The organism is Vibrio sp. 1151_11 (assembly GCF_029478525.1).
In the GTDB taxonomy this organism is placed as follows: domain Bacteria; phylum Pseudomonadota; class Gammaproteobacteria; order Enterobacterales; family Vibrionaceae; genus Vibrio; species Vibrio anguillarum.
In genome coordinates, this window is sequence record NZ_SHMN01000007.1 from 125,460 (window position 1) to 152,168 (window position 26,709).

Here is a 26,709-nt window from a genome sequence, read left to right on the forward strand (position 1 = left end):
AGGATCCTTTAGCTGTTATAAAGACTTAAGCGTACCTTTTGGTAGCACCGCTGTAATGAAATCTTTTTTGATCACAATTTCATTGTTCACATTCAGTTCGATAGAGATGTAATCGCTGTCTTCTGCGATTTTAGTGATTTTACCCACTAAACCGCCACTGGTTAACACTTCATCACCTTTAGTCATGGCGGCCATCAAACTTTTATGCTCTTTAACACGTTTGGCTTGTGGGCGGTAAATCATGAAGTAGAAAATAACCGCAAACATACCAAGCATGATCAGCATTTCATAACCGCCACCTTGTGATGCACCTTCACCTGCTGCGTGTGCTACAGAAATTAAACTCATTGAAAACGTCCTCTAAAATATTGTTGTGTAATGTAATTCTAATTGGGCTGCGTTGGCTTAATTTCAAGTTTATCACTTCACAAATCAAGCAAAACGCAGCAAAACCGTTATTGGCCCATTGGTGGAACTTCACGATTGCGACGAGCATAAAACTCCTCAACAAACGCGTCGAAGCGATCTTCTTCAATCGCTAAACGAATGCTTGCCATCAGGCGTTGGTAATAACGTAAGTTATGAATAGTATTTAAACGCGCACCCAGAATTTCGTTACAACGATCCAGATGGTGTAAATACGACTTCGAATAATTTTTGCAAGTGTAACAGTCACAATGCGGATCCAGCGCAGTTGTATCGGTTTTATGTACTGCATTACGGATCTTGATCACACCACCCGTCACAAATAGATGGCCATTACGTGCATTTCGCGTTGGCATCACACAGTCAAACATATCGATACCGCGACGTACCCCTTCCACTAAGTCTTCAGGTTTACCGACACCCATCAGGTAGCGTGGTTTGTCTTCTGGCAATTGTGGACAGGTGTGCTCAAGTACACGGTGCATGTCTTCTTTAGGTTCACCCACCGCTAAGCCACCAACCGCGTAGCCATCAAATCCGATCTCAGTTAAACCTTTCACGGAAACATCACGCAAATCTTCGTAAACACTGCCTTGCACGATACCAAATAGCGAGTTGGTGTTCTCTAATTTGTCGAAATGGTCACGTGAACGCTGCGCCCAACGCAAAGACATCTCCATTGATTTTTTCGCTTCGTCGTGCGTCGCAGGGTACGGCGTACACTCATCGAAAATCATCACAATGTCAGAGCCCAGATCTTTTTGAATTTCCATCGACTTTTCTGCGTCCATGAAAATCTTGTCACCATTGACTGGGTTACGAAAATGCACCCCTTCTTCTGTGATTTTGCGAATATCACCCAAGCTAAACACTTGGAAACCACCTGAATCGGTGAGGATCGGACCTTGCCAGTTCATAAAATCATGCAAGTCGCCGTGCATTTTCATCACTTCTTGGCCAGGGCGCAGCCACAGGTGAAAAGTATTACCGAGCAAAATTTCTGCGCCCGTTTCTTTTACTTCTTCCGGTGTCATGCCTTTTACTGTGCCGTAAGTACCTACAGGCATGAATGCCGGTGTTTGCACAGTGCCACGTTCAAAGGTTAATTGCCCACGGCGAGCATTTCCGTTTTTCTTTTTAAGTTCGTATGTTAACTTCACGAAGCCTCCAATGTCAGAGAAACAGTCTGACGTATCATGATTAGGTGCAAGCACCCCTCTAGAGCGGTCGCCAATTCCTAGCGAAAAACGAAGCGGAGCTTCTTCTCCTAGCGTAATGCTAGCACTCGTTAATTGGTGTTCTTGGTGATAAACATCGCATCACCATAACTAAAGAAACGATATTGATGTTTCACGGCATGCGCGTACGCGGCCATAGTATGCTCATAACCTGCAAAAGCGCTGACGAGCATAATCAGTGTCGACTCTGGTAAGTGGAAGTTAGTGATTAAGCAATCCACCAACTGATACTCATAACCAGGGAAGATGAAAATTTCAGTGTCACCGAAAAAAGGAACCAGCTCAGTGCCCTTTTTAAGCGCATCTTGCGCGGCACTTTCCAGTGAGCGCACCGACGTAGTTCCAACAGCGATCACTCGGCCACCACGCGCTTTCGTCGCGTTGACGGCATCGACTACCTCTTGTGGCACTTCAACATATTCTGCATGCATATGGTGATCGTGAATATTGTCGACTCGTACTGGCTGGAAGGTTCCAGCGCCTACATGCAAGGTTACATAAGCAAATTCGACGCCTTTCGCTTTGATTTGCTCAAGCAGAGCCCCATCGAAATGCAAACCGGCGGTCGGTGCAGCGACAGCTCCCGGTTTTTGGTTGTATACGGTTTGATAACGCTCTTTATCAGCATCTTCATCAGGGCGGTCAATGTAAGGCGGCAACGGCATATGGCCAATCTCGTTTAAGATCTCCAGTACCGTCTTTGACGCTGTAAAACGAATCTCGAACAGCGCATCATGGCGAGCCACCATGTGTGCATGATATTCGTCATGCTCTCCTAAATACAACTCACTGCCCGGTTTTGGCGGCTTAGATGAGCGAACATGAGCTAAAATCGTCTGTTCATCCAACATTCGTTCGACCAATACTTCCAGTTTGCCGCCTGAAGCTTTGCGCCCAAACATGCGAGCCGGGATGACACGTGTATTGTTAAAAACCAATAAATCGCCGGGCTGAACTCGGTCAAGAACGTCTTTAAATGAGCCATCCGCCAGTTCACCGCTGTTACCGTCTAATTGCAGTAAGCGACTCGCCGTACGTTCAGCCGTTGGGTAACGAGCAATCAGCTCATCGGGAAGTTCAAAGTGAAAGTCTGAAACTTGCATAGTTCTTATCTTGTTCGTTTTGAGTGGATGACGTAATTTTTTTTAAGCGCCGTAGTATATACGTAAACACCTTCGCTCGTCAGACCCAGATCTAAATTTAATGTAATTAAACATGAAAATGGCACCCAATCTTTACGCATCAATCAAAGTAAAAATAGCGGGAGCTCTCAGATATTTTGCGCAGAAAAAACTATAGTTGAATCAGGTCAATAATAAAAAGGAGCTCGTTATGATCAAAATTGAAGACATGATGACTCGCAACCCCCATACCCTGTTGCGTACACACACGTTAGCCGATGCTAAGCACACTATGGAAGCGTTGGATATTCGCCATATCCCTATCGTCGATCCACACAAAAAACTACTCGGTATCATTACTCATCGAGATATTCTTGCCGCGCAAGAGTCGAGCTTAAAAAACATCCCTGAAGATCAATCATATACACTGACAACGCCATTATATGAGGTGATGCATACTGAAATTATGACGGTTGACCCGCGAACGGGGTTAAAAGAGAGTGCTATCTACATGCAAAAACATAAAGTAGGCTGCTTACCCGTTGTAGATAAAGGCCAACTAGTGGGCATTATTACTGACACGGACTTTATTGGGGTAGCTGTTACCTTACTTGAGCTACAAGAAGAGAGTGAACCGGACGAAGTCGATATTGAATAACGCTCACTCCCTAATATAAGTACCTCACATAAAAAAGAGCGGCTTACGCCGCTCAAAGGTGTTACACAGATAATGATTGGGAAGTATCGCTAATTAAAATTGGTCTTCTTCGGTAGAGCCCGTTAACGCGGTTACGGAAGAGCTGCCACCTTGGATGGTATTGGTCATCCGGTCAAAGTAACCCGTTCCCACCTCTTGTTGGTGTGCAACAAAGGTATAACCTCTTGATGCTGCTTCAAACTCTGGACGCTGAACTTTCTCAACGTAATGACGCATACCTTCGCCTTGCGCGTAAGCATGTGCTAACTCAAACATGTTGTACCACATGTTATGAATGCCCGCTAAGGTGATGAATTGATATTTGTACCCCATGTCCGACAACTCTTGCTGGAAACGAGCAATAGTGTCTGCATCCAAGTTTTTCTCCCAGTTGAAAGAGGGAGAACAGTTATAAGCCAGCAGTTGATCTGGGTATTGCGCTAGAATTGCTTCGGCAAATTGGCGGGCTTCATCCAAATCAGGCTTAGCGGTTTCACACCACACGAGATCAGCATACGGCGCGTAAGCGAGACCGCGTGAAATCGCTTGCTCAATCCCAGCATTCACGCGATAGAAACCTTCTTGAGTACGCTCACCTTGGATAAAATCACGATCGTATGCGTCGCAATCCGAGGTCAGTAGATCCGCCGCGTTTGCATCAGTACGAGCAATGACCAAAGTGGTTGTCCCTGATACGTCAGCGGCCAAACGTGCCGCAATCAATTTTTGAACCGCTTCTTGAGTCGGAACCAGAACCTTGCCGCCCATGTGTCCGCATTTTTTTACTGACGCCAACTGATCTTCAAAGTGCACACCGGCCGCCCCTGCTTCAATCATCGACTTCATCAACTCGTAAGCATTTAGCACGCCACCAAAACCGGCTTCAGCATCAGCAACAATCGGTAAGAAGTAATCAATACCACCTTCATCTTCCGGTGATTTTCCGGCCGCCCACTGAATTTGATCGGCACGACGAAACGAGTTGTTGATGCGCTTGACCACCGATGGAACAGAATCGACTGGATAGAGCGATTGGTCTGGGTACATGGTGGAAGCGGTGTTGTTGTCTGCCGCTACTTGCCAGCCGGAGAGATAAATCGCCTCAATTCCCGCTTTGGCTTGTTGTACCGCTTGACCACCTGTCAATGCACCCAAACAGTTCACATAACCTTTTTTGGCACTGCCGTTAACCAGTGACCACAATTTATCAGCGCCACGTTGGGCCAAGGTGTTGGCTGGAGTGATTGAACCGCGCAGGTCAACCACTTCAGCAGCAGTATAAGTACGCTTTACATTTTTCCAGCGTGGGTTGGTTGCCCAATCTTTTTCTAGAGCTTCGATTTGTTGGCGGCGAGTTAATGTCATGGTCTATCCCTCTTATTTTGATGCGCAAGCGCACTGTCATCCTTTTCTCAGCAGTACGACCTATTCTGCTTTTGAAAACAGCTTCACGTTATTGGTTGTCAGTAATTGGTTATTAGTTATTGGTTTTAAATCTCATCAATCTAGGTAGTCATAACCCGGAACGGTGAGAAAATGAGTCAGCTCATCGCTGGTAGTTAAGCGAGCCATCAATTGTGCCGCTTCGCTAAATCGTCCTTGTGCAAATCGCTGCGTGCCGATTTCCTGTTTCACGACTTCAATTTCTTGCGCAAGATACTGCTCAAAAAGCGCTTTGGTAACAATCTGACCATTATCCAAGGCTTTTCCATGCTTGATCCATTGCCATATTGACGCTCGAGAAATCTCTGCGGTCGCCGCATCTTCCATCAAACCATAAATGGGGACACAGCCATTGCCGGAGATCCATGCTTCGATGTACTGAAGTGCAACTCGAATATTATGACGCATGCCCTGCTCGGTACGTTCCCCTTCACATGGGGTCAACAGCTCATTGGCATGAATCGGCGCATCAGACAGACGCGTAACATCTAATTGGTTACAACGCTCGCCCAGTACTTGGTCAAAGACCGCTTTTGCCGTATCCGCTAAACCGGGATGGGCAACCCAAGTACCGTCATGACCATTATTGGCTTCGAGCAATTTATCGTGATGAATTTTATCGAGAACCAACTGATTTTCTTGGGGATCTTTAGCTGGAATGAACGCGGCCATACCGCCCATCGCAAATGCGCCACGCTTATGACAGGTATAGATCAGCAAGCGTGAATAAGCGTTAAGAAACGGCTTTTCCATTGTGACAACTTGGCGATCTGGTAGCACCCGATCCGGATAATTTTTCAATGTCTTGATATAACTGAAAATGTAATCCCAGCGGCCACAATTTAAGCCGACAATGTGTTCTTTAAGCGAGAACAATATTTCGTCCATCTCGAACACGGCGGGTAAGGTTTCAATCAATACGGTGGCTTTAATGGTGCCAGTTTCTAACCCAAAATACTCTTCGGTAAAATGGAAAACGTCACTCCACCACTTTGCTTCTTGATAGGCCTGAAGTTTTGGAAGATAAAAATAAGGGCCACTGCCTTTTTTAAGCAATGATTTATAGTTGTTGTAAAAGTAGAGTGCAAAATCAAACAGCGAACCCGGAATACTTTGCCCTGCATATTTAACATGCTTTTCTTTAAGGTGCAGACCGCGTACCCGACAAATGAGCACCGCTGGGTTATCTTTAAGCTGGTAGCACTTACCATTGTCAGGATTGGTATAGCTAATGGTTCCTTCAATGGCATCACGCAAATTGACTTGCCCATCCAGCACTTTATCCCATGCTGGTGACATCGAATCCTCAAAATCCGCCATGAACACTTTGACGTTAGCATTCAATGCATTGATCACCATTTTTCGGTCGGTTGGCCCCGTAATCTCCACTCGACGATCTTGTAAATCGTGTGGGATACCGAGAATTTTCCAGCTTCCTTCGCGAATATCTTGCGTATCCTTGAGAAAATCCGGCAGTTCTCCGTTATCAATACGTGTTTGTCGCTCTTCTCGTGCATCCAGCAGCGAATCAACACGGCTTGCAAATTTAGCACACAGAGTGGACAAGAAGATTTGGGCTTCTGAAGGGAAAATAGCTTGGTGATGTGGGCCAACGGCACCAACAACCTCAAGCTTGGCTTCGTGGTGTTCTTTGCTGAGTGCTAACTCTGTTTCTGGGGTCTGTGCAAACATAACGCTCTTCCTTAAAACCATTCCAACTACATTTGTAATTTAAAAACCACAAATTCAAATGCTCATTTTTTGCTATCCACTGACTTATCTCTACCGACACTTTCTCTCAGTCAATCCAATATTTCAAGCCTAACCAAGCTAGACATAAGTCTTACAAAACCTTATTAAACCTTACATCAACTCATCATTCAGCAAAAGAGACAAAGTTAATGAAAGGTTAAAAACAAAGTTTTATCCCGTTTCAAACCTATGTTTGATTTCCTTGTTAAATATGAAAGTTATTACGTTATTTAATTACAAAATTAAAAAGGCAGATTTTAGTTTTAAACAGACGTTCGAAATGATGTGAGACGCAGTAAGGCTTGAATTTACGACTAACCGAGCGAGACAGATGGCTTCTTTTTAAACGCAAGAGAAAATAGGATGTGTAAAATTGTGGCTGTAAAGATTTTTGATTTTATGAAAACTTCATCAAGAATTGTTTGTAAAATTTTACAAGTTTAAAAACACTAACAGAATAAAAAACTGAAAAAAGCCACATTAAAAGTGACTTTTTGATTTTTTAGGCAAAGGAAAGAGTAAGACTAATCGCTAAAGTAAACCAGAAACCACATCCGCTAACTGCTTAAAAGTGTGAGTTCGCGATGAACTTGGCCGCCAAACTAAACCAATCTCTCGATACGCTTGCTGACCAGGAGGCTCGATGACCACTAAATTTTGGTTTTCAACTAAGCCATGATTGATTGCCATTTGTGGAATGAAAGTCGTCCCTAAACCATTGGCGACCATCTGCACTAAGGTATGTAAACTGGTTGCGGTAAATGGATTAATTTTCTCTTTGGCGGTTAACTTGCAAGCCGACACAGCATGATCCGTTAAACAATGCACATTTTCGAGCAAAAACACCGATTCATCAGGCAGGTCAGCATACTTGATTGGCACACGGATGCTATCCATTTGATGACGGCTGATCACCATTTTGAATAGATCAATCCCCACGACTCGGCTCTCCATTTTGCCGATATCGACAGGCAAAGCCAAAATCAACACATCAAGCTCTCCATGACGCAGTGCAGCCAAAAGGTTCGTCGTCGTATCTTCTCGTAATAATAAGTTCAACTTCGGAAAGCGGACATTCACTTCTTGCACTAAATCACACAGTAAAAATGGAGCAATGGTTGGAATACAACCCAGCTTAAGCTGACCTTGCATCTCATCGCCTTGGCAAACCTTGCCGAGTTCCACTAAATCTTGTCCTTTGGCAAGTAGCTCTCTTCCTTGGCTAACAACCAGCTCTCCCGCTTGAGTAAACACTAACGGAGCTTTCTTATCCTTTTCATAAAGCGGGCAACCTATTAATTCCTCTAAATTTTGGATCCCTTTACTTAGGGTAGATTGACTAACAAAACAACGTTCAGCGGCATCACTAAAGTGCCGTGTTTCGTAGAGTGTTACTAAATAGTGCAACTGCTTCAAACTGGGCCATTTATTCATCGTTCTACTACTATCTTATTTGAGTGCCGTTTCCAATTCCGTCATTAGAGCTAATCGCTTTTTTCGATGAGACTAATCTATTTATTTCGCTTTTTACTATCCTACAATCTGTACTATAGTTTGTCTCGTTCAAAAACGGACTGGACCAGTGCTCATCACTGGTTTGGAACTAAACCTTATTCTTAGGAGCAAAAAAATGGTACTAGTTGGTCGTAAAGCCCCTGATTTTACTGCAGCAGCTGTTCTTGGTAACGGTGAAATCGTTGATAGCTTCAACTTCGCAGAATTTACTAAAGGTAAGAAAGCGGTTGTTTTCTTCTACCCACTAGACTTCACTTTCGTTTGCCCATCAGAGCTTATCGCTTTTGACAAACGCTTCGAAGATTTCCAAGCGAAAGGCGTTGAAGTAATCGGTGTATCTATCGATTCTCAATTCTCTCACAACGCATGGCGTAATACCGCTATCGAAAACGGCGGTATTGGCCAAGTGAAATACCCGCTAATCGCTGACGTGAAGCACGAAATCTGTAAAGCGTACGATGTTGAGCACCCAGAAGCAGGCGTTGCTTTCCGTGGTTCTTTCCTCATCGACGAAGATGGTCTTGTACGTCACCAAGTTGTGAACGACCTACCACTAGGCCGTAACATCGACGAAATGCTACGTATGGTTGATGCACTTAACTTCCACCAAAAGAACGGTGAAGTGTGCCCAGCACAGTGGGAAGAAGGCAAAGCCGGTATGGATGCATCTCCAAAAGGTGTTGCAGCATTCCTAGCTGAGCACTCAGACGACCTAGGCAAGAAATAATTCTCCTTAGCCCGCGCTCAACTCGGGTCAATGGTTGGACATATAATAAAGCGTAAAACGCATCGCCAATCAGTTAAGAAGTAAAGTCCTTATCCAAGCCCAAAGCTAACGCTTTGGGCTTTTTCGTTGTCGTTCATTTAGTGAAAATGAGGCAGCATTGGTTGGTAAACTTTACCCCTATTTCTCACCTCAATCACACAGACGTCACTACTCTAACTTGCTAACATTAACCAAATTTTTCCAGCAGGATTTTGCTATGAATATTCAAGTTGAAGTGTGTATTGATAATATTGAATCGCTACACAACGCCATTAAAGGCGGGGCTACTCGCATTGAATTGTGTTCGTCGCTCGCATTGGGTGGACTGACGCCCAGCTTTGGTTTAATGAAAAAGGCCGCACAAATATCGAGCGTTCCTGTTTACGCGATGATTCGTCCGCGTCAAGGCGACTTTCTTTATGATCAGGATGATCTCGATTCGATGTTGATCGATATAGAGATGGCAAAACAGGCGGGACTAGACGGCATCGTCTTTGGTATTTTGAATCCAAATCGCACCATCAACCTTGAAGCAAGCTTACTGATGATGCAAGCCGCGCAAGGGCTGGGTACCACTTTCCACCGTGCGATTGATCAATGCCACAGCTATGAACAAGCGATTGAAGACATTGCAAAATTAGGGTGTGAGCGTGTACTTACTTCAGGGTTAGCGCCAGATGCCTATGCAGGACGATCCGTAATTGCACACATGGTGAAACTGGTGAATGGCCGATTCTCTATTATGGCTGGGGCTGGCTTAAACGCATCAAACGTGACTGACATTATCCGTGAAACGGGCATCACTGAAGTGCATTTGTCCGGCAAAACCACGCGTGCAAGTAGCATGGATATGATCGCCAATGCGGTGAAAATGGGCCAAGAGTCTGTCGATGACACCCTCATCCCAATTACCGATCCGGCAAAAATCCAAGAGGTATTGCGCCAGCTTTCTTAACTTCGGCGACCGTTATGTCTTGATGTAAGGTGAATAACTTTCCTTCACCTTACTTTACCCAAAAGGCTATTTGAGGATGTCATCAATCGATTGTTTACCTAAGTGGCGCACATCCTTACCTTTGACAAAATAGATGATGTATTCGCAGATATTCTGGCAGCGATCGCCCACGCGTTCGATGGCTCGTGCAGACCACATGACTTGTAATATATGTGGGATATTTTTAGGGTCTTCCATCATATAGGTCATCAGTTGGCGGATCACGGCTTCGTATTCGGCATCCAGCTTATCATCCAAGCGGTACACTTCAGCAGCCGATTCAAGATCCATCCGCGCAAAAGCGTCTAACACTTGGTGCAACATTGCAATGGCTTGTCGGCATAAAGGTTCAAGAGAAACTCGAAATTTGCTCTCTTTAGGTGAAGGGCTTTCGATAGTGACGTAGGCAATTTTGGTGGCTACATCACCAATTCGTTCAAGGTCGGTAATGGTTTTGATGATCGCCATGATCAAGCGCAGATCCTTGGCTGTCGGTTGTCGCTTAGCGATAATACGCGTGCAAGCCTCATCAATAGAAACTTCCATCGCATTCACTTTGTGATCATCCCGAACGACTTTTCTGGCCAGATCGGCATCATCTTTATGCAATGCTTGCATCGCAAAAGAGAGTTGTTGCTCCACCAGCCCGCCCATCGTCAATACATGAGTGCGAATCGATTCAAGTTCAACATTGAACTGTCCTGAAATGTGGCGACCTAGATGCATCATCGTTCCTTTTGAATATCACTATTGACGAAAGTATTAACCATATCGACCAGTAATATAGTCTTCCGTCTGTTTTTTCAATGGGGAGGTGAAAATAGAGTCAGTATCCGCATACTCAATCAATTTTCCCATATGGATAAAAGCCGTATGATCGCTCACTCTTGCCGCTTGTTGCATGTTATGCGTCACAATCACCACTGTGTATTTGGTTTTTAGATCGTTAATCAACTCTTCGATGGTCAACGTAGAAATTGGATCTAACGCAGACGTTGGCTCATCAAGCAACAGCACCTCTGGCTCAATAGCAATCGCTCTGGCGATAACTAAGCGTTGCTGCTGCCCACCCGAAAGGCCAAATGCATTTTCATGTAGGCGATGCTTCACTTCATCCCATAACGCAGCGGCTCTTAAAGCTCGCTCAACGGAGTCATCTAAAGTACGGCTATTTTTAATTCCTTGTAGACGAAGCCCATACACCACGTTTTCATAAATGGATTTCGGAAATGGGTTGGGTCGTTGGAATACCATCCCCACTCGGCGGCGCAACGTGGCAACATCCACATCTGGGTGATAGACGTTTCTACCATGCAGTTTGACTTCACCTTCAACTCGACACCCTTCGACCAGATCGTTCATCCGGTTAATACAGCGCAGTAAGGTTGACTTACCACAACCGGAAGGGCCGATAAACGCCGTTACTTGTCCTTTGGGAATACGCATTGAGATATGGCTCAGCGCACAAGTCTGTTTATAGAACAGATTCAGATCTTCAATCGCAATCGCCGTTTGTTGATCGCTCAGATTATTGACATCTAACGGGGCGTGATAACCCAAAGTTTGATTGATGGAAAACATAATTAATCTTGCCCTAACGTTCGATATTTCTCACGCAAGTTATTGCGGATACTGATGGCCGTTAAATTCAGTGCCACAATCACTGTCACCAATAAAAATGAAGTGGCGTACACCAGTGGCCTAGCCGCTTCGATGTTGGTCGTTTGGAAACCAACATCGTAAATATGAAAACCTAAGTGCATGAATTTTCGCTCAAGATGTACAAAGGGAAACTCGCCATCCACAGGCAAACTTGACGCCAGTTTGACCACACCCACCAGCATCAAAGGGGCAACCTCACCCGCGGCTCGCGCAATGGCGAGAATAAGCCCAGTAATAATAGCAGGGCTTGCCATCGGCAATACTATGCGCCAAATCGTCTCAAAATGGGTAGCGCCCAATGCTAACGAGCCATGGCGTACTGCGCTGGGAATCCGTGTTAACCCTTCTTCCGTCGTCACAATCACTACGGGTAGAGTTAACACCGCTAATGTGAGCGCCGACCACAGTAAGCCAGGCGTACCAAAAGTGGGGGCTGGTAACCTTTCGCTATAGAGTAGCGTATCAATCGATGAGCCTATGGTGTAAACAAAAAAACCAAGACCAAATACCCCATAAACAATCGATGGCACACCAGCAAGGTTGATAACCGCAACACGAATGATACGAGTAAACAGATTCTCTTTTGCGTATTCGTGCAAATAAATAGCCGCTACAACACCAAGTGGCATGACGATAATCGACATCAACAACACCAACAGCACGGTACCAAAGATGGCTGGAAATACGCCACCTTCAGAGTTCGATTCTCGGGGATCTTCTGATAGGAAGAGCCACACCTGCTTTCCCCACTGGACCAATTTTTGCCCCAAAGTCATATCATTGGGATACCAAATATCGAGAATTTGGCTAAGTGGAATCGCCACTCGTTGCCCACTCATCTCTTCAACAATCAACGACGGCCCATTCATTTGCTGGCGCAGCGCATCTAACTTTTGTTCGGCAATAGCTAATTGGCTATCCAAATCCTGCTTTTTATGAAAATAGTGATCTAAATAGGTTCGTTCTAGCTTTCCATTGAGTTCTTTACGACGCTTCTCTAAACGTAATTTTTCGGCGGCAAAGCCAATGACTCTGATCTCTTGGTCAATCACATCGTCAATTTGCTCTCTCAATAACGCGACATCCTGCATTCCTGCAGCGAGCATGGTTTGAACATCCGAACTCTCGCTTCCATCGGTTTGCACATAAGCAATCGGCTTGCCATAAAACTGTCCGTTACTCTTACGTTCTATTACCGCCCACCTGCTAGGCATTTGTTTATCCGACAGTTTAACATCCAGTATCGAAACAAAGTCCGCATGATTTCGTTCTCGGTTAGCGACTTTAATACTGAGCCGCTTCACTTCCCCAGCATCCAGTATGGCTTTGGGCCATGTAATATCTAACGCTCTTAAGTGTGTTAATGGCACATTTTCCTCAGAGTAAAGCTGACCAACCAGTGCTTGCCCCTCTTGAGTTTGCCATTGATAAAGTGGCGTCGGCCAAAAATAGGTTAATCCTTTCCAACCAATAAACAGGAGCAAGCCCAATACCGAAATCAGGCTGATGCTGACAGCACCGCCTGTTAACCATATCCAAGGTGAACCTGATTGAAACCACTTAAACATTTGTGATGATTTTTCCCAATTGATTACAAAGCGCGATATTTGGCACGCAACCTTTGTCTGACCCATTCAGCAATCGAGTTCACACAAAAGGTGAACATGAGTAGCAATAGTGCCGCTAAAAAAAGCAACCGGTAATGGGAGTTTCCCACTTCCGACTCTGGTAACTCAACCGCAATCGTTGCCGATAAGGTGCGCATCCCTTCTAAAATATTCCAATCTAAAATGGGTGTATTACCCGTCGCCATAAGAACGATCATTGTTTCTCCGACGGCTCGCCCCAACCCCATCATGATCGCCGAGAATATGCCAGGACTTGCCGTTAACAACACGACTTTGGTTAATGTCTGCCAAGGTGTTGCGCCTAATGCTAATGACCCATCAGAAAGATGTTTAGGTACGGAAAAGATCGCATCTTCCGCAATAGTGAAAATGGTTGGAATGACGGCAAAGCCCATCGCAAAACCAACCACCAGCGCATTACGCTGATCAAAATCGATGCCGTTTTGCGCGAGATAAATCTGAATATCGCCATCAAATAGCCAAACTTCAATTTGGCTGCTATACGAAAAGATAACCACTGCACTAACGACTAATACGGGGATTAGTATCAATGCGTGCCACCCATTTGAAAAATTTCGCACCCATGCTCTCGGTAATAGGTGCCAACCTAGCCCAACGAGTAACATCACAATGGGTAAAAATAGCAGCAGCGCTCCGACCGCCGCGAGATGGCTTTCAATTAATGGCGCAAACCACAACCCCGCTAAAAAACCAATAATGACGGTTGGTAACGCTTCCATCAATTCAATCGACGGCTTCACCACTCGGCGCATTCTCGGTGACATAAAATAAGCCGTGTAAATCGCGCCAAACACCGCAATCGGTATCGCAAATAACATTGCGTATGCCGCGGCCTTAAGAGTGCCAAAGGCTATCGGTACTAGGCTAAACTTAGGCTCAAATTCATCGTTCGCTGACGTCGATTGCCACACATATTGAGGCTCAGGATAACTTTCGTACCACACTTTTTGCCACAATGATGAGAGTGATATTTCAGGATAATCATTATCCACTTTTGCCACGCTGATCTTCTGCTCGCTCAACGTAGCGAGATAAAGCTCATTATTGGACATGGCGGCCAATTGAGGGGCTTTGTTGTACATCCTCTCAAACAACACCAGTTTTTCACTGGTCGTATAGTGACTTTGGATTGTGCCATTAGGGTAGAAACTGTAAAAACCTTTGCGATAAGTATCCGGCAGTAACAGCGTCACCTGCGGCGCTAATTTAAACTTACGAATCTGAGTCAGTTGACGTTCTTCATTTTGCAGCACATCAAACCATTGTGACACTAAGCCGTTACGGTGAGTCACCAGTAGCGAATAAGCACCGGACAATAAGTTGATTTGTGTCACGGCTCGATCGGAATTACCTTGGTTTAAATCAACCACTTCTCGCACGAAATAACCTTGACGACTCTTAACTGCAACAACCAATTCGGACCCTGAGCGAAGATAAAGCGTTTTACCATCTGGCGTAAAAAGCAATTGGTCCAAAGAAGGAAATGAGCCTTGAAACACAAAGCGCTGAATTGGCTCGACGTTATCACTCGTTAAGGTTTGTACTATCACCTCATCATTATCGAGATAAGAAGCGAAGAAAAGTACCTCATCAGTAACGGCGAAGGCAAACTGGCGTAACGTTTGCGTTTTATGAGTCAGCCGAAAGGTAGAGGGTAAACTGACGCGCTCAAGATAAGGAGAAAACTGGCGACCTTCCATGCTATGAAGATAACTGAATTTAGGGCGAGCAATAAAGACCTCTCCCGCCGCATTGCTAGCGGCAAACCATCCATCCAGCGGGGGAGCTTGGCTAAAAAGATCAACGCGAATAGGGAGACTATCCGACCACAATGCGTGTTCCGTTTTGCCGTCCAAGGGCCAAAAGTTCATGCTGCCGTCAAGGTCAACAACAAAGGCATTCTCGCCGTATTCATCTATGGCCAAAAATTGAGGATTGGAAGTGGTTATACTCACTTGCGCCACGTTCCTTTCAATTTTTGCGCTACCAAAAAGAGGGAAAACAACCATCGCAAGATAGACAAAAATCAGCACTAAAGCGCCAAGTACACTCACGCCACCAAAACTCACTGCAAGGCGAACCAAACGGTCTTTTATCAACCGTTTTCTGTCACGTTCCTTCAATGAAAATTCACTTGGTGCCATTGCTCTCTCTACCCTTTTTCTTGTCTGCGTATAATATGTAATTTTCGTGACAAGTATATTACAACTCGCAATAAACGACTGAAAATAAAACAACTATACTCAACTTGCCTACTTGAAATAAAAATGTCACATAAAAGGCATAGTTTGCATAATCATCAATACCCGAATTGATTGCTGTGCAGAATCGCACAATCAGCACACAGAGGGTGAGTCAGTAAAAAACGTCAATTGAGTTAAAAGGTAACATGAATGAGTACGGACAAGTTGTATATCGACAAGGAATTGAGCTGGCTTTCGTTTAATGAACGCGTATTGCAAGAAGCCGCAGATAAAACCGTGCCTTTAATCGAGAGAATACGGTTTTTAGGTATTTTTTCTAACAATCTGGATGAGTTCTATAAAGTTCGCTTTTCCGATGTAAAACGGCAAATTTTGATCAACCGAGAACGTGGTGGTAACGATACTACCAAGCATTTGCTGACACGAATGCAAAGTAAGGCGTTCAAACTCAACCAAGATTTCGACAATCTCTATAATGAGCTTATTTTAGAAATGGCACGTCGCCGTATCTTCTTGGTTAATGAAACGCAGTTGGACGAGACTCAGAAAAAATGGATCACTAAGTATTTCCATAAAGAAGTGCGCCCGCATATTACACCGCTGCTCATGACTGACGACATTGATGTCATGCAATTTTTGAAAGATGAATACGCCTATATTGCCGTTGATCTCAAACACAATGACCGCAGCCAATATGCGCTGATTGAAATCCCGACAGACCACCTACCGCGCTTTGTCATGGTGCCGGAGCAAAAGGGCAAACGCCGCAAAACCATCATCTTATTGGACAACATCATTCGCCACTGCCTTGATGAGATTTTCCGCGGATTTTTTGACTATGAAGAGCTCACGGGTTACGCGATGAAAATGACACGTGATGCGGAATATGACTTGCGACGGGAAGTCGAATACAGTTTGTTAGAACAGATGTCAGAAGGGTTGAATCAACGCTTAAGTGCTATGCCCGTACGCTTTGTTTATGAACGAGAAATGCCGACAAAAATGCTTAAATTTTTGTGCGAAAAACTCAAAATATCGCACTATGATAGCCTTCTTCCTGGTGGTCGTTACCATAACTTTAAAGATTTTATTGGGTTCCCAAACGTGGGGCGTGACTATTTAGAAAACAAGCCGCTACCACCCATGCAATGTGCTGACTTTGAAGGTTTTGCCAATGCATTTGATGCGATTCGCGCTCAGGATATTCTACTTCACTACCCTTACCACTCATTTGAACACATTACCGAGTTGGTAAGACAAGCCTCGTTTGATCCCAAAGTGATCAGCATCAAAATTAATATTTATCGTGTTGCCAAAGATTCTCGCCTAATGAACTCGCTCGTCGATGCAGTACACAATGGCAAACGAGTGGTGGTAGTGGTTGAGTTACAAGCACGGTTTGATGAAGAAGCCAACATTGAATGGTCACGTATTTTAACCGAAGCGGGGGTCCAAGTAATTTTCGGTGCTCCCGGATTAAAAATTCACTCTAAATTGCTGCTCATTAGCCGCAAAGAACAGGACAACATCGTTCGCTACGCACACATAGGCACGGGCAACTTCCATGAAAAAACCGCCCGTATCTATACGGACTTTTCACTCCTGACCGCCGACAATGAAATTGCTACCGAAGTACGAAACGTGTTTGGCTATATTGAAAACCCTTACCGCCCAGTTAAATTTAGCCATCTCATTGTGTCGCCAAGAAACTCTCGTATTCAGCTTTATCGATTAATCGACAGTGAAATCGCCAATGTGAAACTTGGTAAAAAAGCCGCAATCACTTTAAAGTTAAATAACTTAGTGGATAAAGGGTTGATCAATAAACTGTATGGTGCGAGTAGCGCGGGCGTACAAATTAAGATGATCGTCCGGGGCATGTGTTCACTGGTTCCGGGAATTGAGGGCGTGAGTGACAATATCAAAATCATCAGCATCGTTGATCGCTTTTTGGAACACCCTCGTGTCATTATTACGCACAATGATGGCAACCCGCTGGTGTATATCTCCTCTGCCGACTGGATGACGCGCAATATCGATCATCGTATCGAAGTAACCACACCAATTCGTGACCCACGTTTGAAACAGCGTATGATTGACATAATGAATTTACAATTTACCGATACAGTGAAAGCGCGCTGGATAGACAAAGAGATGAGCAATAATTATGTAGAACGTGGTAACCGTAAAAAAGTGCGTTCGCAATTTGCCATCTACGACTATCTTAAGAATGTAGAAAGACAGACCAGAAAGAGCAAAGAACCCTTACATGACAATCAACCCAACTAATACTATTCGCGATATTGCGGCCATCGATTTAGGCTCTAACAGCTTTCATATGGTGGTGGCCAAAGTCGTCGATCAAAATCTGCAACTGGTGAGCCGCCATAAGCAACGTGTACGCTTGGCGGCTGGGTTAGATGAACAAAAAAATTTGGATGCCGATGCCATAGAGCGAGGACTTGAATGCTTAGCGATGTTTGCCGAGCGGTTGCAAGGTTTCGAACCTGAAAACGTGCGCATCGCGGCCACGCATACGCTGCGTCAAGCCAATAATGCTCATACATTCTTGCAACGAGCCAAACAAGTACTGCCTTTCCCTATTGAAATCATTCCCGGAGCTGAGGAAGCACGCTTAATTTATTTAGGCGTGGCACATACTCAACCTCAAGCAGCGTCTATGTTGGTGGTGGATATCGGTGGCGGCAGTACCGAGATGGTGATTGGCCAAGGGTTTGATCCAGACCTAATCAACAGCAAGCAAATGGGATGCGTCAGCTATACCGACCGTTACTTCGCTGATGGTAGGCTTTCAAGCAGAAACTTCGCTCATGCGATATTATCCGCCGAGCAAAAAATCGAATCTATTGCGGCCAAATATCGTAAAAAAGGGTGGGAAGTCGCCTTCGGCTCGTCAGGAACCATCAAAGCCATTCACGAAGTACTGATTGGTTTGGGCTTTGATGATGGCATCATCACGCTTGAGCGAGTCAATAAACTCATCGAAAAACTCTGTGAATGGCAAAGTATTGATGAGATCGAACTCAGCGCGTTGACTGACGATAGAAAACCCGTTTTTGCTGCGGGAGTTGCCATTTTAAGCGCGGTTTTAAAATCGCTGCGTGTGAAAGAGATGCATTTTTCTGATGGTGCATTACGAGAAGGTTTGCTTTATGAGATGGAAGATCGGTTCAAGTATTCCGATATCCGTTTACGTACCACTGAAAACCTCGCGATGAAGCATCTAGTCGACTTAGAGCATGCCGCTAAAGTAAAAGGTCACGCGAAAGAGTTCCTACAAAATGTAGCCTCAGAGCTGGGATTAAAAAAAGGCAGCGAACTGTTTGATCTTTTGGAATGGGGAGCGTTATTGCATGAGGTGGGATTGAGCATCAACTTACAAGGCTTTCACCGACACTCTGCTTATATTCTGCGTCACACCAACATGCCCGGTTTTAACAGCGAGCAACAGCAAGTGCTGTCGACCTTAGCGCGCTTTCAACGCAAATCCCTCAAGCTGCAAGAAATGAATGATTTCACCTTGTTTAAGAAAAAGCACATTATTGGCCTCATCCGCGTGTTGCGTTTAGCGATTGTTGTCAATAGCCAACGTAATGATGATCCCCTTCCTGAGCTGACACTCAGCGCAAAAGATGATGAGTGGAAACTAGAATGTGAAGATGCCAATTGGTTAGAAAATAATAAATTATTACATGCGGATCTGATGTGCGAACAACAGTATTGGCGAAGTGTCGGTTGGCAGCTCAATGTTTAAATTGAATTGGGTTTGATTAAAAATAGCGAGCGAACAGCTCGTTATTTTATGCCCACTTTAGCTAGTTCTTGCTGAGCAAACTCGGCACTGACAGGCACATAACCATCTTTCCCAACGATCGCTTGTCCTTGCTTAGAAAAAATGAAACGGATAAATTCTCGCTGCATGGGTGGCAGATCCTGATTAGGATGTTTATTCACATACACATACAAATAGCGAGATAACGGATAAGCACCTGATAGAATATTTTCATAACTTGCGGCAATAAACTGATCGCCTTGTTTGGCTATCGGAATCAATTTCACACCAGAAACCTGATAACCAACACCAGAATAACCGATAGTATTGATCGATGAAGCAACCGATTGTACAACCGATGCCGATCCCGGCTGCTCGTTTACTCCCTTTTTGAAATCGCCACCACACAGTGCATTTTGTTTGAAATAGCCATAAGTTCCCGACACCGAATTTCGGCCAAACAGTTGAATTCCTCGCTTGGCCCAATCCTCATCAACGCCCAATTGCGCCCAAGTATTGGTCGGTTGTGTAGCACCGCAGCGCAACGTGGATGAGAAAATACTGTCTAATTGAGTAAAATTAAGCCCTTTGATTGAATTATCTCGATGTACAAAAATACCAATGGCATCTATCGCAACCCGCAATGCCGTCGGCTTATAACCGTGAGCGCGTTCAAATGCTTCAATCTCACGACCACGCATCGGGCGACTCATTGGGCCAAATTGCGCTGTTCCTTCAGTTAAAGCAGGAGGCGCAGTGGAAGAACCTGAGGCTTGTACTTGAGCATTGATATTTGGGTAGATCGTCTTAAACTCTTCAACCCAGAGCGTCGTCATTCCTGCCAGTGTGTCTGAACCCACCGATAGCAGACTACCTGCAACACCGTTAGTTTTTGAGTAATCCACGAGCGGCTGAGCGCTCACGGCGTTCGTGGTAACCAGCAAGTAAAAATAGAGAAAGGCTGTAAATATGCGATGTATCATGACAGCACAACCAAACGTTTAGGCAAAATAAAAGAGAATTTGCTGCCAACACCCACTTCACTGTGAATCTGCAAATGCGTGTCATGATGTGACAATGCATGCTTAACAATCGCGAGCCCAAGCCCACTTCCTCCGGTATCTCGCGAACGTGCTTTATCGACACGATAAAAACGTTCTGTTAAACGATGTAAATGCTGTGGCTCAATCCCTTCCCCTTTATCTACCACGTCTAAACAAGCACCTTGCGCGTTTTGATACCAACGCACATTAATTTCCGCTCCCGGAGGTGTATATTTGACGGCGTTATAAACAAGGTTTGATATAGCACTGCGCAGCTGATCTTCATCGGCCAATACTTTAAGTCGCTTATCGACATCAAAATGCAGTCGGTGATGATGATCGCCACTTAAACTGATCGCTTCTTTTTCAAGTACTTCCAACATAGCCGGAACATCAACCACTTCATCCAGCTCATGCATAGGCGCCGCTTCAATTTTTGACAACGTCAGCAGTTGATTGACTAAACTGTTCATACGGTTTAACTGCTCAGTCATCACTCCATGTGCCTTAGGCCACATCGGCCCTACCAGCATGTCAGGATCTTCTGTCATCTCAAGATACCCTTGCAACACCGTCATCGGCGTTCTCAGTTCATGAGAAACGTTAGCAAAGAAATTTCGGCGCATGCCTTCTAACTGTTTCAACTGAGTGACATCACGCACAACCATCAAATGCTCACCTTCTGTGTAAGGCACAATACGCAGCTCTAACATGCGCTCAACATTAAGTGGAGAGCGCATTTCAAGTGGTTCTGTGAAATCATCTTTTTGCAGATATTTGATAAAATCAGGGGCACGCAATAAATTTGAGATAGGTTGACCTGCATCATCTGGCCAGCGAAAACCGAGCAGATGCTGTGCAAGTCGGTTACACCAAACAATGTTCCCTTCGTCACGGAACACCACCACCGCATCGGGTAGCGACTCAGCCCCGTTACGAAAGCGGCGGATCAAATTGGTCAGTTCTTTGCGTTTTTTACGTTGGCGTTGCTGTAAACGGTAAATTCCATTAAACAGGTATTCCCAGTTTCCAGTCCCGGAAGGCGGCGTTAAACGTTTTTCATCCCACAACCAAGCCGACAAACGCATTTGGTTATGCAAATGCCAAATCAGTTGCAACGCCGTAGCCGCTAGAAGCAGCCAAGCCATATGGCCAAAGATCCAGCCAACGATAATCCAAGGAGAGTAAAAAAAAGCCAGCTCCCAAGCCAGCCTTTTCCACGTTAAACGTTCAACCATTTCGTACCTTAATTAATCCTTTATGTTCTGGATGAAAAGCGATAACCGGCACCACGTACTGTTTGAATTAATTTATCGTGGCCAGCCTCTTCTAACGCTTTTCTCAGACGGCGTATATGAACATCGACAGTGCGGTCTTCAACATAAACGTTGGTACCCCACACATTGTTCAATAACTGCTCACGGCTATAGACGCGTTCTTGGTGCGTCATAAAGAAGTGTAGCATTTTGAATTCCGTCGGCCCCATCTCTAAGGCATTATCATTAGCCGTTACTCGATGAGAGACAGGATCTAACTTCAATCCTTGCACGTCGATCACATCTTCCAGTGCTGTCGGTGTGACGCGCCGGATAACCGCTTTCAAACGAGCAACCAACTCTTTAGGCGAAAAAGGTTTGGTTATGTAATCATCCGCACCCACTTCAAGGCCGCGAACTTTATCTTCTTCTTCACCACGGGCGGTTAACATCACAACAGGAATGTTGCGTGTTAATTCTTCACGCTTCATATGCTTAATAAAGTTGATACCACTCCCGCCGGGCAACATCCAATCTAATAACACAAGATCGGGAAAGGGTTCAGCCAGTTTACTCACCGCCGTGTCGTAATCTTCCGCTTCAACAGCTTGATAACCTTTTTGCTCAAGCACGAAACACAACATTTCGCGAATGGGTGCTTCGTCTTCAACAACCAGAATCCTTCTAGACATTTGAATAACCTTTCTATGTAATCAACGCTATGCATTATGGGAAACAATTATGACACTTTTGTGACCTTTGCAAACAATTTTTCATATAAGTTTCTTATCAAGTTCATGATTATATTTTGAAATTGATTTAAGACTTTAGCTTTCAAATCCCCTATCATGTTGCGTCTTCTAATTAAGTAAGAGAAAGAATATGTGGTTTAAAAACTGTATGGTTTATCGTGTTAATCGCGATGTAGAATTCAACGCCGATCAGCTCGAAAAACAACTGGCCGAATTTCGTTTTACGCCATGCGGCAGCCAAGATAAGCAAAAATTTGGTTGGGTTAACGCAATGGGTAAACACGGCGACATGATGACCCACGTTTCTGAAGACCGTATTCTGATCTGCGCGAAAAAAGAAGAAAAGATGTTACCTGCTTCGGTCATTAAAGATTCTTTGAATGCCAAAGTTGAAGCGATGGAAGTGGAAGAAGGGCGACCTCTCAAGAAAAAGGAGAAGGAAAGCCTCAAGGAAGATATTGTCATCGATCTCCTACCTAGAGCATTTAGCCGCAGCAATCTCACCTTTGTACTTATTCTACCCAAACAAGGCTTCATTCTAGTCGATGCCGCAAGCTACAAAAAAGCTGAGGACGTTTTGGCGCTGCTACGCAAAACCATGGGTAGCCTACCCGTAGTACCTGCGATCCCAGAACAAGCGGTAGAAACAACACTTACTCAGTGGGTTAAAAGTGGCGAACTACCACCAGGGTTTAGCTTGTTGGATGAAGCTGAATTAAAGTCGTTATTAGAAGATGGCGCAGTGATCCGCTGTAAGAAACAAGAACTGACAAGCGATGAGATCTTAAGCCATATTGAAGCCAATAAAGTCGTCACTAAACTGGCATTGAACTGGCAAGATCGCCTGAGCTTTATTCTGGCTGAAGATTGTAGCATTAAGCGTTTGGCATTTAGCGATGAGCTCAAAGAACAAAATGAAGATATTCCACGAGAAGAGCAAGCGGCTCGCTTTGATGCCGATTTCTCATTAATGTGTGGTGAAATGTCGGCATTTTTGCCTAACTTATTTGACGTTCTCGGCGGCCTTCCTCACCCGAACGCTTAACAAAAACATCATGCAAAAGCCCAATACCCTTAAAAATGTTGGGCTTTTTTGTATCGCTTACGATCCCTACTAGGCATAAGGTTATTTTTAACGTAGAATTTGCGCCCCTCCAATACCATCAGGTGGTATTGGCCTGACTTGAGATCAGATTAGAGAAAAACAATGAGCACACATACCCCTTTTGTCCCCGAGCTACTATCACCGGCGGGCAGTCTAAAAAACATGCGTTATGCGTTTGCTTACGGTGCAGATGCCGTTTATGCCGGCCAACCTCGTTATAGCCTTCGTGTACGCAACAACGAATTTAACCATGAAAACCTGCAAATCGGTATCGATGAAGCACATGCTTTGGGTAAAAAATTGTACGTGGTTTGTAATATTCAACCCCACAACTCAAAACTTAAGACATTCATCCGAGATCTAAAGCCTGTGGTTGAAATGGGACCAGATGCGCTCATTATGTCTGACCCTGGGCTTATCATGATGGTTCGTGAAGCATTTCCTGAAATGCCTATTCACCTTTCAGTTCAAGCCAATGCTGTTAACTGGGCAACAGTTAAGTTCTGGGCATCACAAGGCGTTGAACGAGTGATTCTATCACGCGAACTTTCGTTGGAAGAAATTGAAGAAATTCGTGAGCAATGTCCAACGACCGAACTCGAAATTTTTGTTCATGGCGCATTATGCATGGCTTATTCAGGTCGCTGTCTATTGTCTGGCTACATTAATAAACGTGATCCAAACCAAGGAACATGTACTAATGCATGTCGTTGGGAATACAAAGTTGAATCAGCCAAAGAAGATGAAACAGGTCAAATTGTTGAGAAATTTGATCCAGCAGCAGTTCAAACTATCGAGATACAAGAAGAGCGCCCTGATAATACACTTGGTTTAGGCAAACCGATTGATGATGTGGTTTTGCTTTCAGAAAGCCATCGTCCAGAAGAGAAGATGGCCGCTTTTGAAGACGAACATGGCACCTACATAATGAACTCAAAAGATCTACGAGCCGTACAGCATGTAGAACGATTGACGAAAATGGGCGTGCATTCATTAAAAATAGAAGGTCGTACTAAATCTTTCTATTATTGCGCTCGCACAGCTCAAGTGTATCGCAAAGCAATTGATGACGCAGTTTCAGGTAAACCATTTGATGAAAGCCTGATGGGTACTTTAGAAAGCCTTGCACACCGTGGCTATACCGAAGGTTTCTTGCGACGCCATACACACGATACTTATCAAAACTACGACTATGGCTATTCAGTCTCAGATTCACAGCAATTTGTTGGCGAATTTACGGGTAAACGTCGTGGTGAAATGGCTGAAGTTGAAGTTAAAAACAAGTTTATCTTAGGTGATAGTTTAGAGCTGATGACCCCAAAAGGGAATGTTGTCTTCAGACTTGAAGCAATGGAAAACCGCAAAGGTGAAACTGTTGATGACGCAAAAGGAAACGGTCACTTTGTTTATATCCCGGTTCCTGAAGAGTTGGATTTAAACTTTGCTCTGTTAATGCGTAACTTGAATGCTGGCCAAGATACTCGTAATCCCGTAGGCAAGTAGTTATGGCATTATTGATCACCAGTAAATGCATTAACTGTGATATGTGTGATCCGGAATGCCCAAATGGCGCGATCTCTATGGGCAACCGGATCTATGAAATTGATCCTAATCTATGTACTGAATGCAAAGGACATTACGACAAGCCCACCTGCCAATCCGTATGTCCGATAACAAACTGCATCATTACCGATCCAGAACACATAGAAACTGAACATCAACTACTTGAAAAATTCGTCGTTATTCAAGGTTTAGCCTAATCATTGTAAAAGAGCCCAATCGTTAAGATTGGGCTCTTTTTTATCGGTGTGCTAAACCTTTACTGTTGAGATAGTTCAACATATGAGGTCGAGATTCTTGTGCTAATTTAGCCGTTACCTCTGTAGACCAAGCCGCTTGCTTGGTATTGGAAGAACGCGTCTGATAATAAGCCCTCATCGTCTCATCATATTGCTCTATTTCAGCATAACTCAAAGTATGGTAGGTATTCTCATGAACAATTACCTCAGGAGATAAACGAGGTTTTAGTTGTGGATTCTGAGCCGGATACCCCAAACACATACCAAATAACACTGCGCAATATGGAGGAAGCTCTAATAACTCATCCACTTCTTTAGGTGAATTTCTTAAGCCGCCAATATAAACACCACCCAACCCCATCGATTCTGCCGCCAATAAACAGTTTTGTGCCATGATCCCAGCGTCTACAGCGCCAATCAAAGTGAGTTCAATCAGCTCTGGTTTTACCTCAGGATTAATGGCGTAATGACGTTGGTAGTCAATGCAGAACACTAAAAACTCAGCAGCGCTTGCAACATAAGCTTGATTGCCCGCCAGTATAGCCAACTGCTTGCGTTTATCTTTATCCGTAACACGAATGATTGAATTAACCTGTAATAGGCTCGATGATGATGCCGCAATACCAGCAGAAATAATTGTGCTCAGCTGATCTGGAGTTATCTTCTGATCGGTAAAAGATCGGATAGAACGATGTGCAAGAATAGTTTCAATGACTGGATTCATCTTATATTTTTCCCTACGAGGATATTGCCACTATCTTAGCAAGCATTACCTACTGACGCCGTAAAAATGCAAACTTAAAATTAGCACAGAAAAGATCGTTTTAATGCAGTATGGGGGCGATACTTTTATTGAAGTTATTGAAGAACAGGAATGTTCAAAAAAATACTAAGGAGATGAAAAATAGCAAAAAGCCTCAGCATTTCTGCGGAGGCTTGATAGATGGCAGGGGTGGAGAGATTCGAACTCCCAACACGCGGATTTGGAATCCGCTGCTCTGCCAGTTGGAGCTACACCCCTAAATAATTTATGCTTATCATTGAAGAAAACCTCAACATAACTGCTGAGGCTCTTAATAAGTGGCGGAGCGGACGGGACTCGAACCCGCGACCCCCGGCGTGACAGGCCGGTATTCTAACCAACTGAACTACCGCTCCGCAGCGTGTCTGGTTAGACAATATTCAAAGCCTGGCGATGTCCTACTCTCACATGGGGAGACCCCACACTACCATCGGCGCTGTTGTGTTTCACTTCTGAGTTCGGCATGGAATCAGGTGGGTCCACAACGCTATGGTCGCCAAGCAAATTTCTTAATTCGGAAAGCTGTTTCGTTCTCATTCACACATTCAATGTTCTTCAATTGAGCCCACAAAACCCCTTCGGTGTTGTATGGTTAAGCCTCACGGGCAATTAGTATTGGTTAGCTCAACGCCTCGCAGCGCTTACACACCCAACCTATCAACGTTCTAGTCTCGAACAACCCTTTAGGACAC

22 protein-coding genes, 2 tRNA genes and 2 rRNA genes are annotated in these 26,709 nt (G+C 44.5%); 8 read left to right on the forward strand and 18 right to left on the reverse strand.

Annotation, left to right across the window (positions count from 1 at the left end):
• Window positions 1–15: 15 nt before the first annotated feature.
• The 3 genes from yajC to queA form a co-directional block, all read right to left on the reverse strand.
• Entirely contained in the window at window positions 16–348 is a 333-nt protein-coding gene (gene yajC, locus EXZ60_RS07755; RefSeq protein ID WP_013857505.1) for a preprotein translocase subunit YajC, read from the reverse strand.
• A 107-nt stretch (window positions 349–455) separates the two neighbouring features.
• Window positions 456–1,586, reverse strand: a complete 1,131-nt coding sequence (tgt, locus tag EXZ60_RS07760; RefSeq protein WP_026027700.1) for a tRNA guanosine(34) transglycosylase Tgt — start codon at window positions 1,584–1,586, stop codon at window positions 456–458.
• Window positions 1,587–1,714: 128 nt separating this feature from the next.
• Entirely contained in the window at window positions 1,715–2,767 is a 1,053-nt protein-coding gene (gene queA, locus EXZ60_RS07765; protein WP_277435517.1) for a tRNA preQ1(34) S-adenosylmethionine ribosyltransferase-isomerase QueA, read from the reverse strand.
• A gap of 229 nt (window positions 2,768–2,996) precedes the next feature.
• Between queA and EXZ60_RS07770 the strand changes: the two genes are divergently transcribed.
• The gene (locus tag EXZ60_RS07770) at window positions 2,997–3,443 is read left to right on the forward strand and encodes a CBS domain-containing protein (protein WP_277435518.1); all 447 of its coding nucleotides are present in this window, start codon (window positions 2,997–2,999) and stop codon (window positions 3,441–3,443) included.
• Between the two features lie 93 nt (window positions 3,444–3,536).
• Here EXZ60_RS07770 and aceA read toward each other — a convergent pair whose 3' ends face one another.
• From aceA to EXZ60_RS07785, 3 genes are all read right to left on the reverse strand, one after another.
• Complete coding sequence (gene aceA / locus EXZ60_RS07775) at window positions 3,537–4,847, reverse strand: isocitrate lyase (protein ID WP_013857509.1); 1,311 nt, start codon at window positions 4,845–4,847, stop codon at window positions 3,537–3,539.
• A gap of 135 nt (window positions 4,848–4,982) precedes the next feature.
• The gene (gene aceB / locus EXZ60_RS07780) at window positions 4,983–6,617 is read right to left on the reverse strand and encodes a malate synthase A (RefSeq protein ID WP_026028092.1); all 1,635 of its coding nucleotides are present in this window, start codon (window positions 6,615–6,617) and stop codon (window positions 4,983–4,985) included.
• A gap of 591 nt (window positions 6,618–7,208) precedes the next feature.
• On the reverse strand, window positions 7,209–8,111 hold the full coding sequence (locus EXZ60_RS07785) for a hydrogen peroxide-inducible genes activator (RefSeq protein ID WP_277435519.1): 903 nt from the start codon (window positions 8,109–8,111) through the stop codon (window positions 7,209–7,211).
• Window positions 8,112–8,307: 196 nt separating this feature from the next.
• Here EXZ60_RS07785 and EXZ60_RS07790 point away from each other — a divergent pair, with 196 nt between their 5' ends.
• Window positions 8,308–8,919 carry a peroxiredoxin C gene (locus tag EXZ60_RS07790; RefSeq protein ID WP_010320425.1) on the forward strand — a complete coding sequence of 204 codons (612 nt, stop codon included), beginning with the start codon at window positions 8,308–8,310 and terminating at the stop codon, window positions 8,917–8,919.
• Between the two features lie 157 nt (window positions 8,920–9,076).
• On the forward strand, window positions 9,077–9,913 hold the full coding sequence (locus EXZ60_RS07795; RefSeq protein WP_277435520.1) for a copper homeostasis protein CutC: 837 nt from the start codon (window positions 9,077–9,079) through the stop codon (window positions 9,911–9,913).
• Window positions 9,914–9,979: 66 nt separating this feature from the next.
• Here EXZ60_RS07795 and phoU read toward each other — a convergent pair whose 3' ends face one another.
• The 4 genes from phoU to EXZ60_RS07815 are packed head-to-tail and all read right to left on the reverse strand — an operon-like array spanning window position 9,980 to window position 15,407.
• A complete protein-coding gene (gene phoU, locus EXZ60_RS07800; RefSeq protein WP_010320427.1) occupies window positions 9,980–10,678 on the reverse strand; it encodes a phosphate signaling complex protein PhoU in 699 nt (232 codons plus the stop codon).
• Between the two features lie 36 nt (window positions 10,679–10,714).
• Window positions 10,715–11,533 (reverse strand): phosphate ABC transporter ATP-binding protein PstB, encoded by an 819-nt coding sequence (gene pstB / locus EXZ60_RS07805; RefSeq protein WP_010320428.1) that lies wholly within the window; start codon window positions 11,531–11,533, stop codon window positions 10,715–10,717.
• A gap of 2 nt (window positions 11,534–11,535) precedes the next feature.
• Entirely contained in the window at window positions 11,536–13,182 is a 1,647-nt protein-coding gene (gene pstA, locus EXZ60_RS07810; protein ID WP_277435521.1) for a phosphate ABC transporter permease PstA, read from the reverse strand.
• Between the two features lie 23 nt (window positions 13,183–13,205).
• Entirely contained in the window at window positions 13,206–15,407 is a 2,202-nt protein-coding gene (locus EXZ60_RS07815) for an ABC transporter permease subunit (protein ID WP_277435522.1), read from the reverse strand.
• Window positions 15,408–15,656: 249 nt separating this feature from the next.
• Here EXZ60_RS07815 and ppk1 point away from each other — a divergent pair, with 249 nt between their 5' ends.
• A complete protein-coding gene (ppk1, locus tag EXZ60_RS07820) occupies window positions 15,657–17,756 on the forward strand; it encodes a polyphosphate kinase 1 (RefSeq protein ID WP_013857518.1) in 2,100 nt (699 codons plus the stop codon).
• Entirely contained in the window at window positions 17,737–19,242 is a 1,506-nt protein-coding gene (ppx, locus tag EXZ60_RS07825; protein WP_277435523.1) for an exopolyphosphatase, read from the forward strand. Before ppk1 ends, ppx begins: the two co-directional genes overlap by 20 nt.
• A 41-nt stretch (window positions 19,243–19,283) precedes the next feature.
• Here the strand turns inward: ppx and EXZ60_RS07830 are convergent, their stop codons facing one another.
• Genes EXZ60_RS07830 through phoB form a run of 3 tightly spaced genes read right to left on the reverse strand, consistent with a single transcriptional unit; the run spans window position 19,284 to window position 22,251 of the window.
• On the reverse strand, window positions 19,284–20,243 hold the full coding sequence (locus EXZ60_RS07830) for a phosphate ABC transporter substrate-binding protein PstS family protein (RefSeq protein WP_017046240.1): 960 nt from the start codon (window positions 20,241–20,243) through the stop codon (window positions 19,284–19,286).
• A complete protein-coding gene (phoR, locus tag EXZ60_RS07835; RefSeq protein ID WP_013857521.1) occupies window positions 20,240–21,541 on the reverse strand; it encodes a phosphate regulon sensor histidine kinase PhoR in 1,302 nt (433 codons plus the stop codon). Before phoR ends, EXZ60_RS07830 begins: the two co-directional genes overlap by 4 nt.
• A 20-nt stretch (window positions 21,542–21,561) precedes the next feature.
• Entirely contained in the window at window positions 21,562–22,251 is a 690-nt protein-coding gene (gene phoB, locus EXZ60_RS07840; RefSeq protein WP_013857522.1) for a phosphate regulon transcriptional regulator PhoB, read from the reverse strand.
• Between the two features lie 190 nt (window positions 22,252–22,441).
• On the opposite strand from phoB, the gene rdgC reads away from it, so the two are divergent.
• The 3 genes from rdgC to EXZ60_RS07855 all read left to right on the forward strand — a co-directional run bounded on the left by rdgC (window position 22,442) and on the right by EXZ60_RS07855 (window position 25,176).
• Entirely contained in the window at window positions 22,442–23,356 is a 915-nt protein-coding gene (gene rdgC, locus EXZ60_RS07845) for a recombination-associated protein RdgC (RefSeq protein ID WP_010320437.1), read from the forward strand.
• Window positions 23,357–23,518: 162 nt separating this feature from the next.
• Complete coding sequence (gene yegQ / locus EXZ60_RS07850) at window positions 23,519–24,919, forward strand: tRNA 5-hydroxyuridine modification protein YegQ (protein ID WP_047689061.1); 1,401 nt, start codon at window positions 23,519–23,521, stop codon at window positions 24,917–24,919.
• 2 nt (window positions 24,920–24,921) lie between these two features.
• Window positions 24,922–25,176: a YfhL family 4Fe-4S dicluster ferredoxin gene (locus EXZ60_RS07855; protein ID WP_013857525.1), complete on the forward strand. Its 255-nt coding sequence runs from the start codon at window positions 24,922–24,924 to the stop codon at window positions 25,174–25,176.
• Between the two features lie 40 nt (window positions 25,177–25,216).
• Here EXZ60_RS07855 and nfsA read toward each other — a convergent pair whose 3' ends face one another.
• The 5 genes from nfsA to EXZ60_RS07880 all read right to left on the reverse strand — a co-directional run.
• Window positions 25,217–25,939: an oxygen-insensitive NADPH nitroreductase gene (gene nfsA / locus EXZ60_RS07860; RefSeq protein ID WP_277435524.1), complete on the reverse strand. Its 723-nt coding sequence runs from the start codon at window positions 25,937–25,939 to the stop codon at window positions 25,217–25,219.
• Between the two features lie 220 nt (window positions 25,940–26,159).
• Window positions 26,160–26,236, reverse strand: a tRNA-Trp gene (locus EXZ60_RS07865).
• 60 nt (window positions 26,237–26,296) lie between these two features.
• Window positions 26,297–26,373: transfer RNA gene (locus tag EXZ60_RS07870), tRNA-Asp, on the reverse strand.
• Between the two features lie 29 nt (window positions 26,374–26,402).
• Window positions 26,403–26,518, reverse strand: a 5S ribosomal RNA gene (rrf, locus tag EXZ60_RS07875).
• Window positions 26,519–26,605: 87 nt separating this feature from the next.
• Window positions 26,606–26,709: ribosomal RNA gene (locus EXZ60_RS07880) — 23S ribosomal RNA — on the reverse strand; the annotation flags it as partial.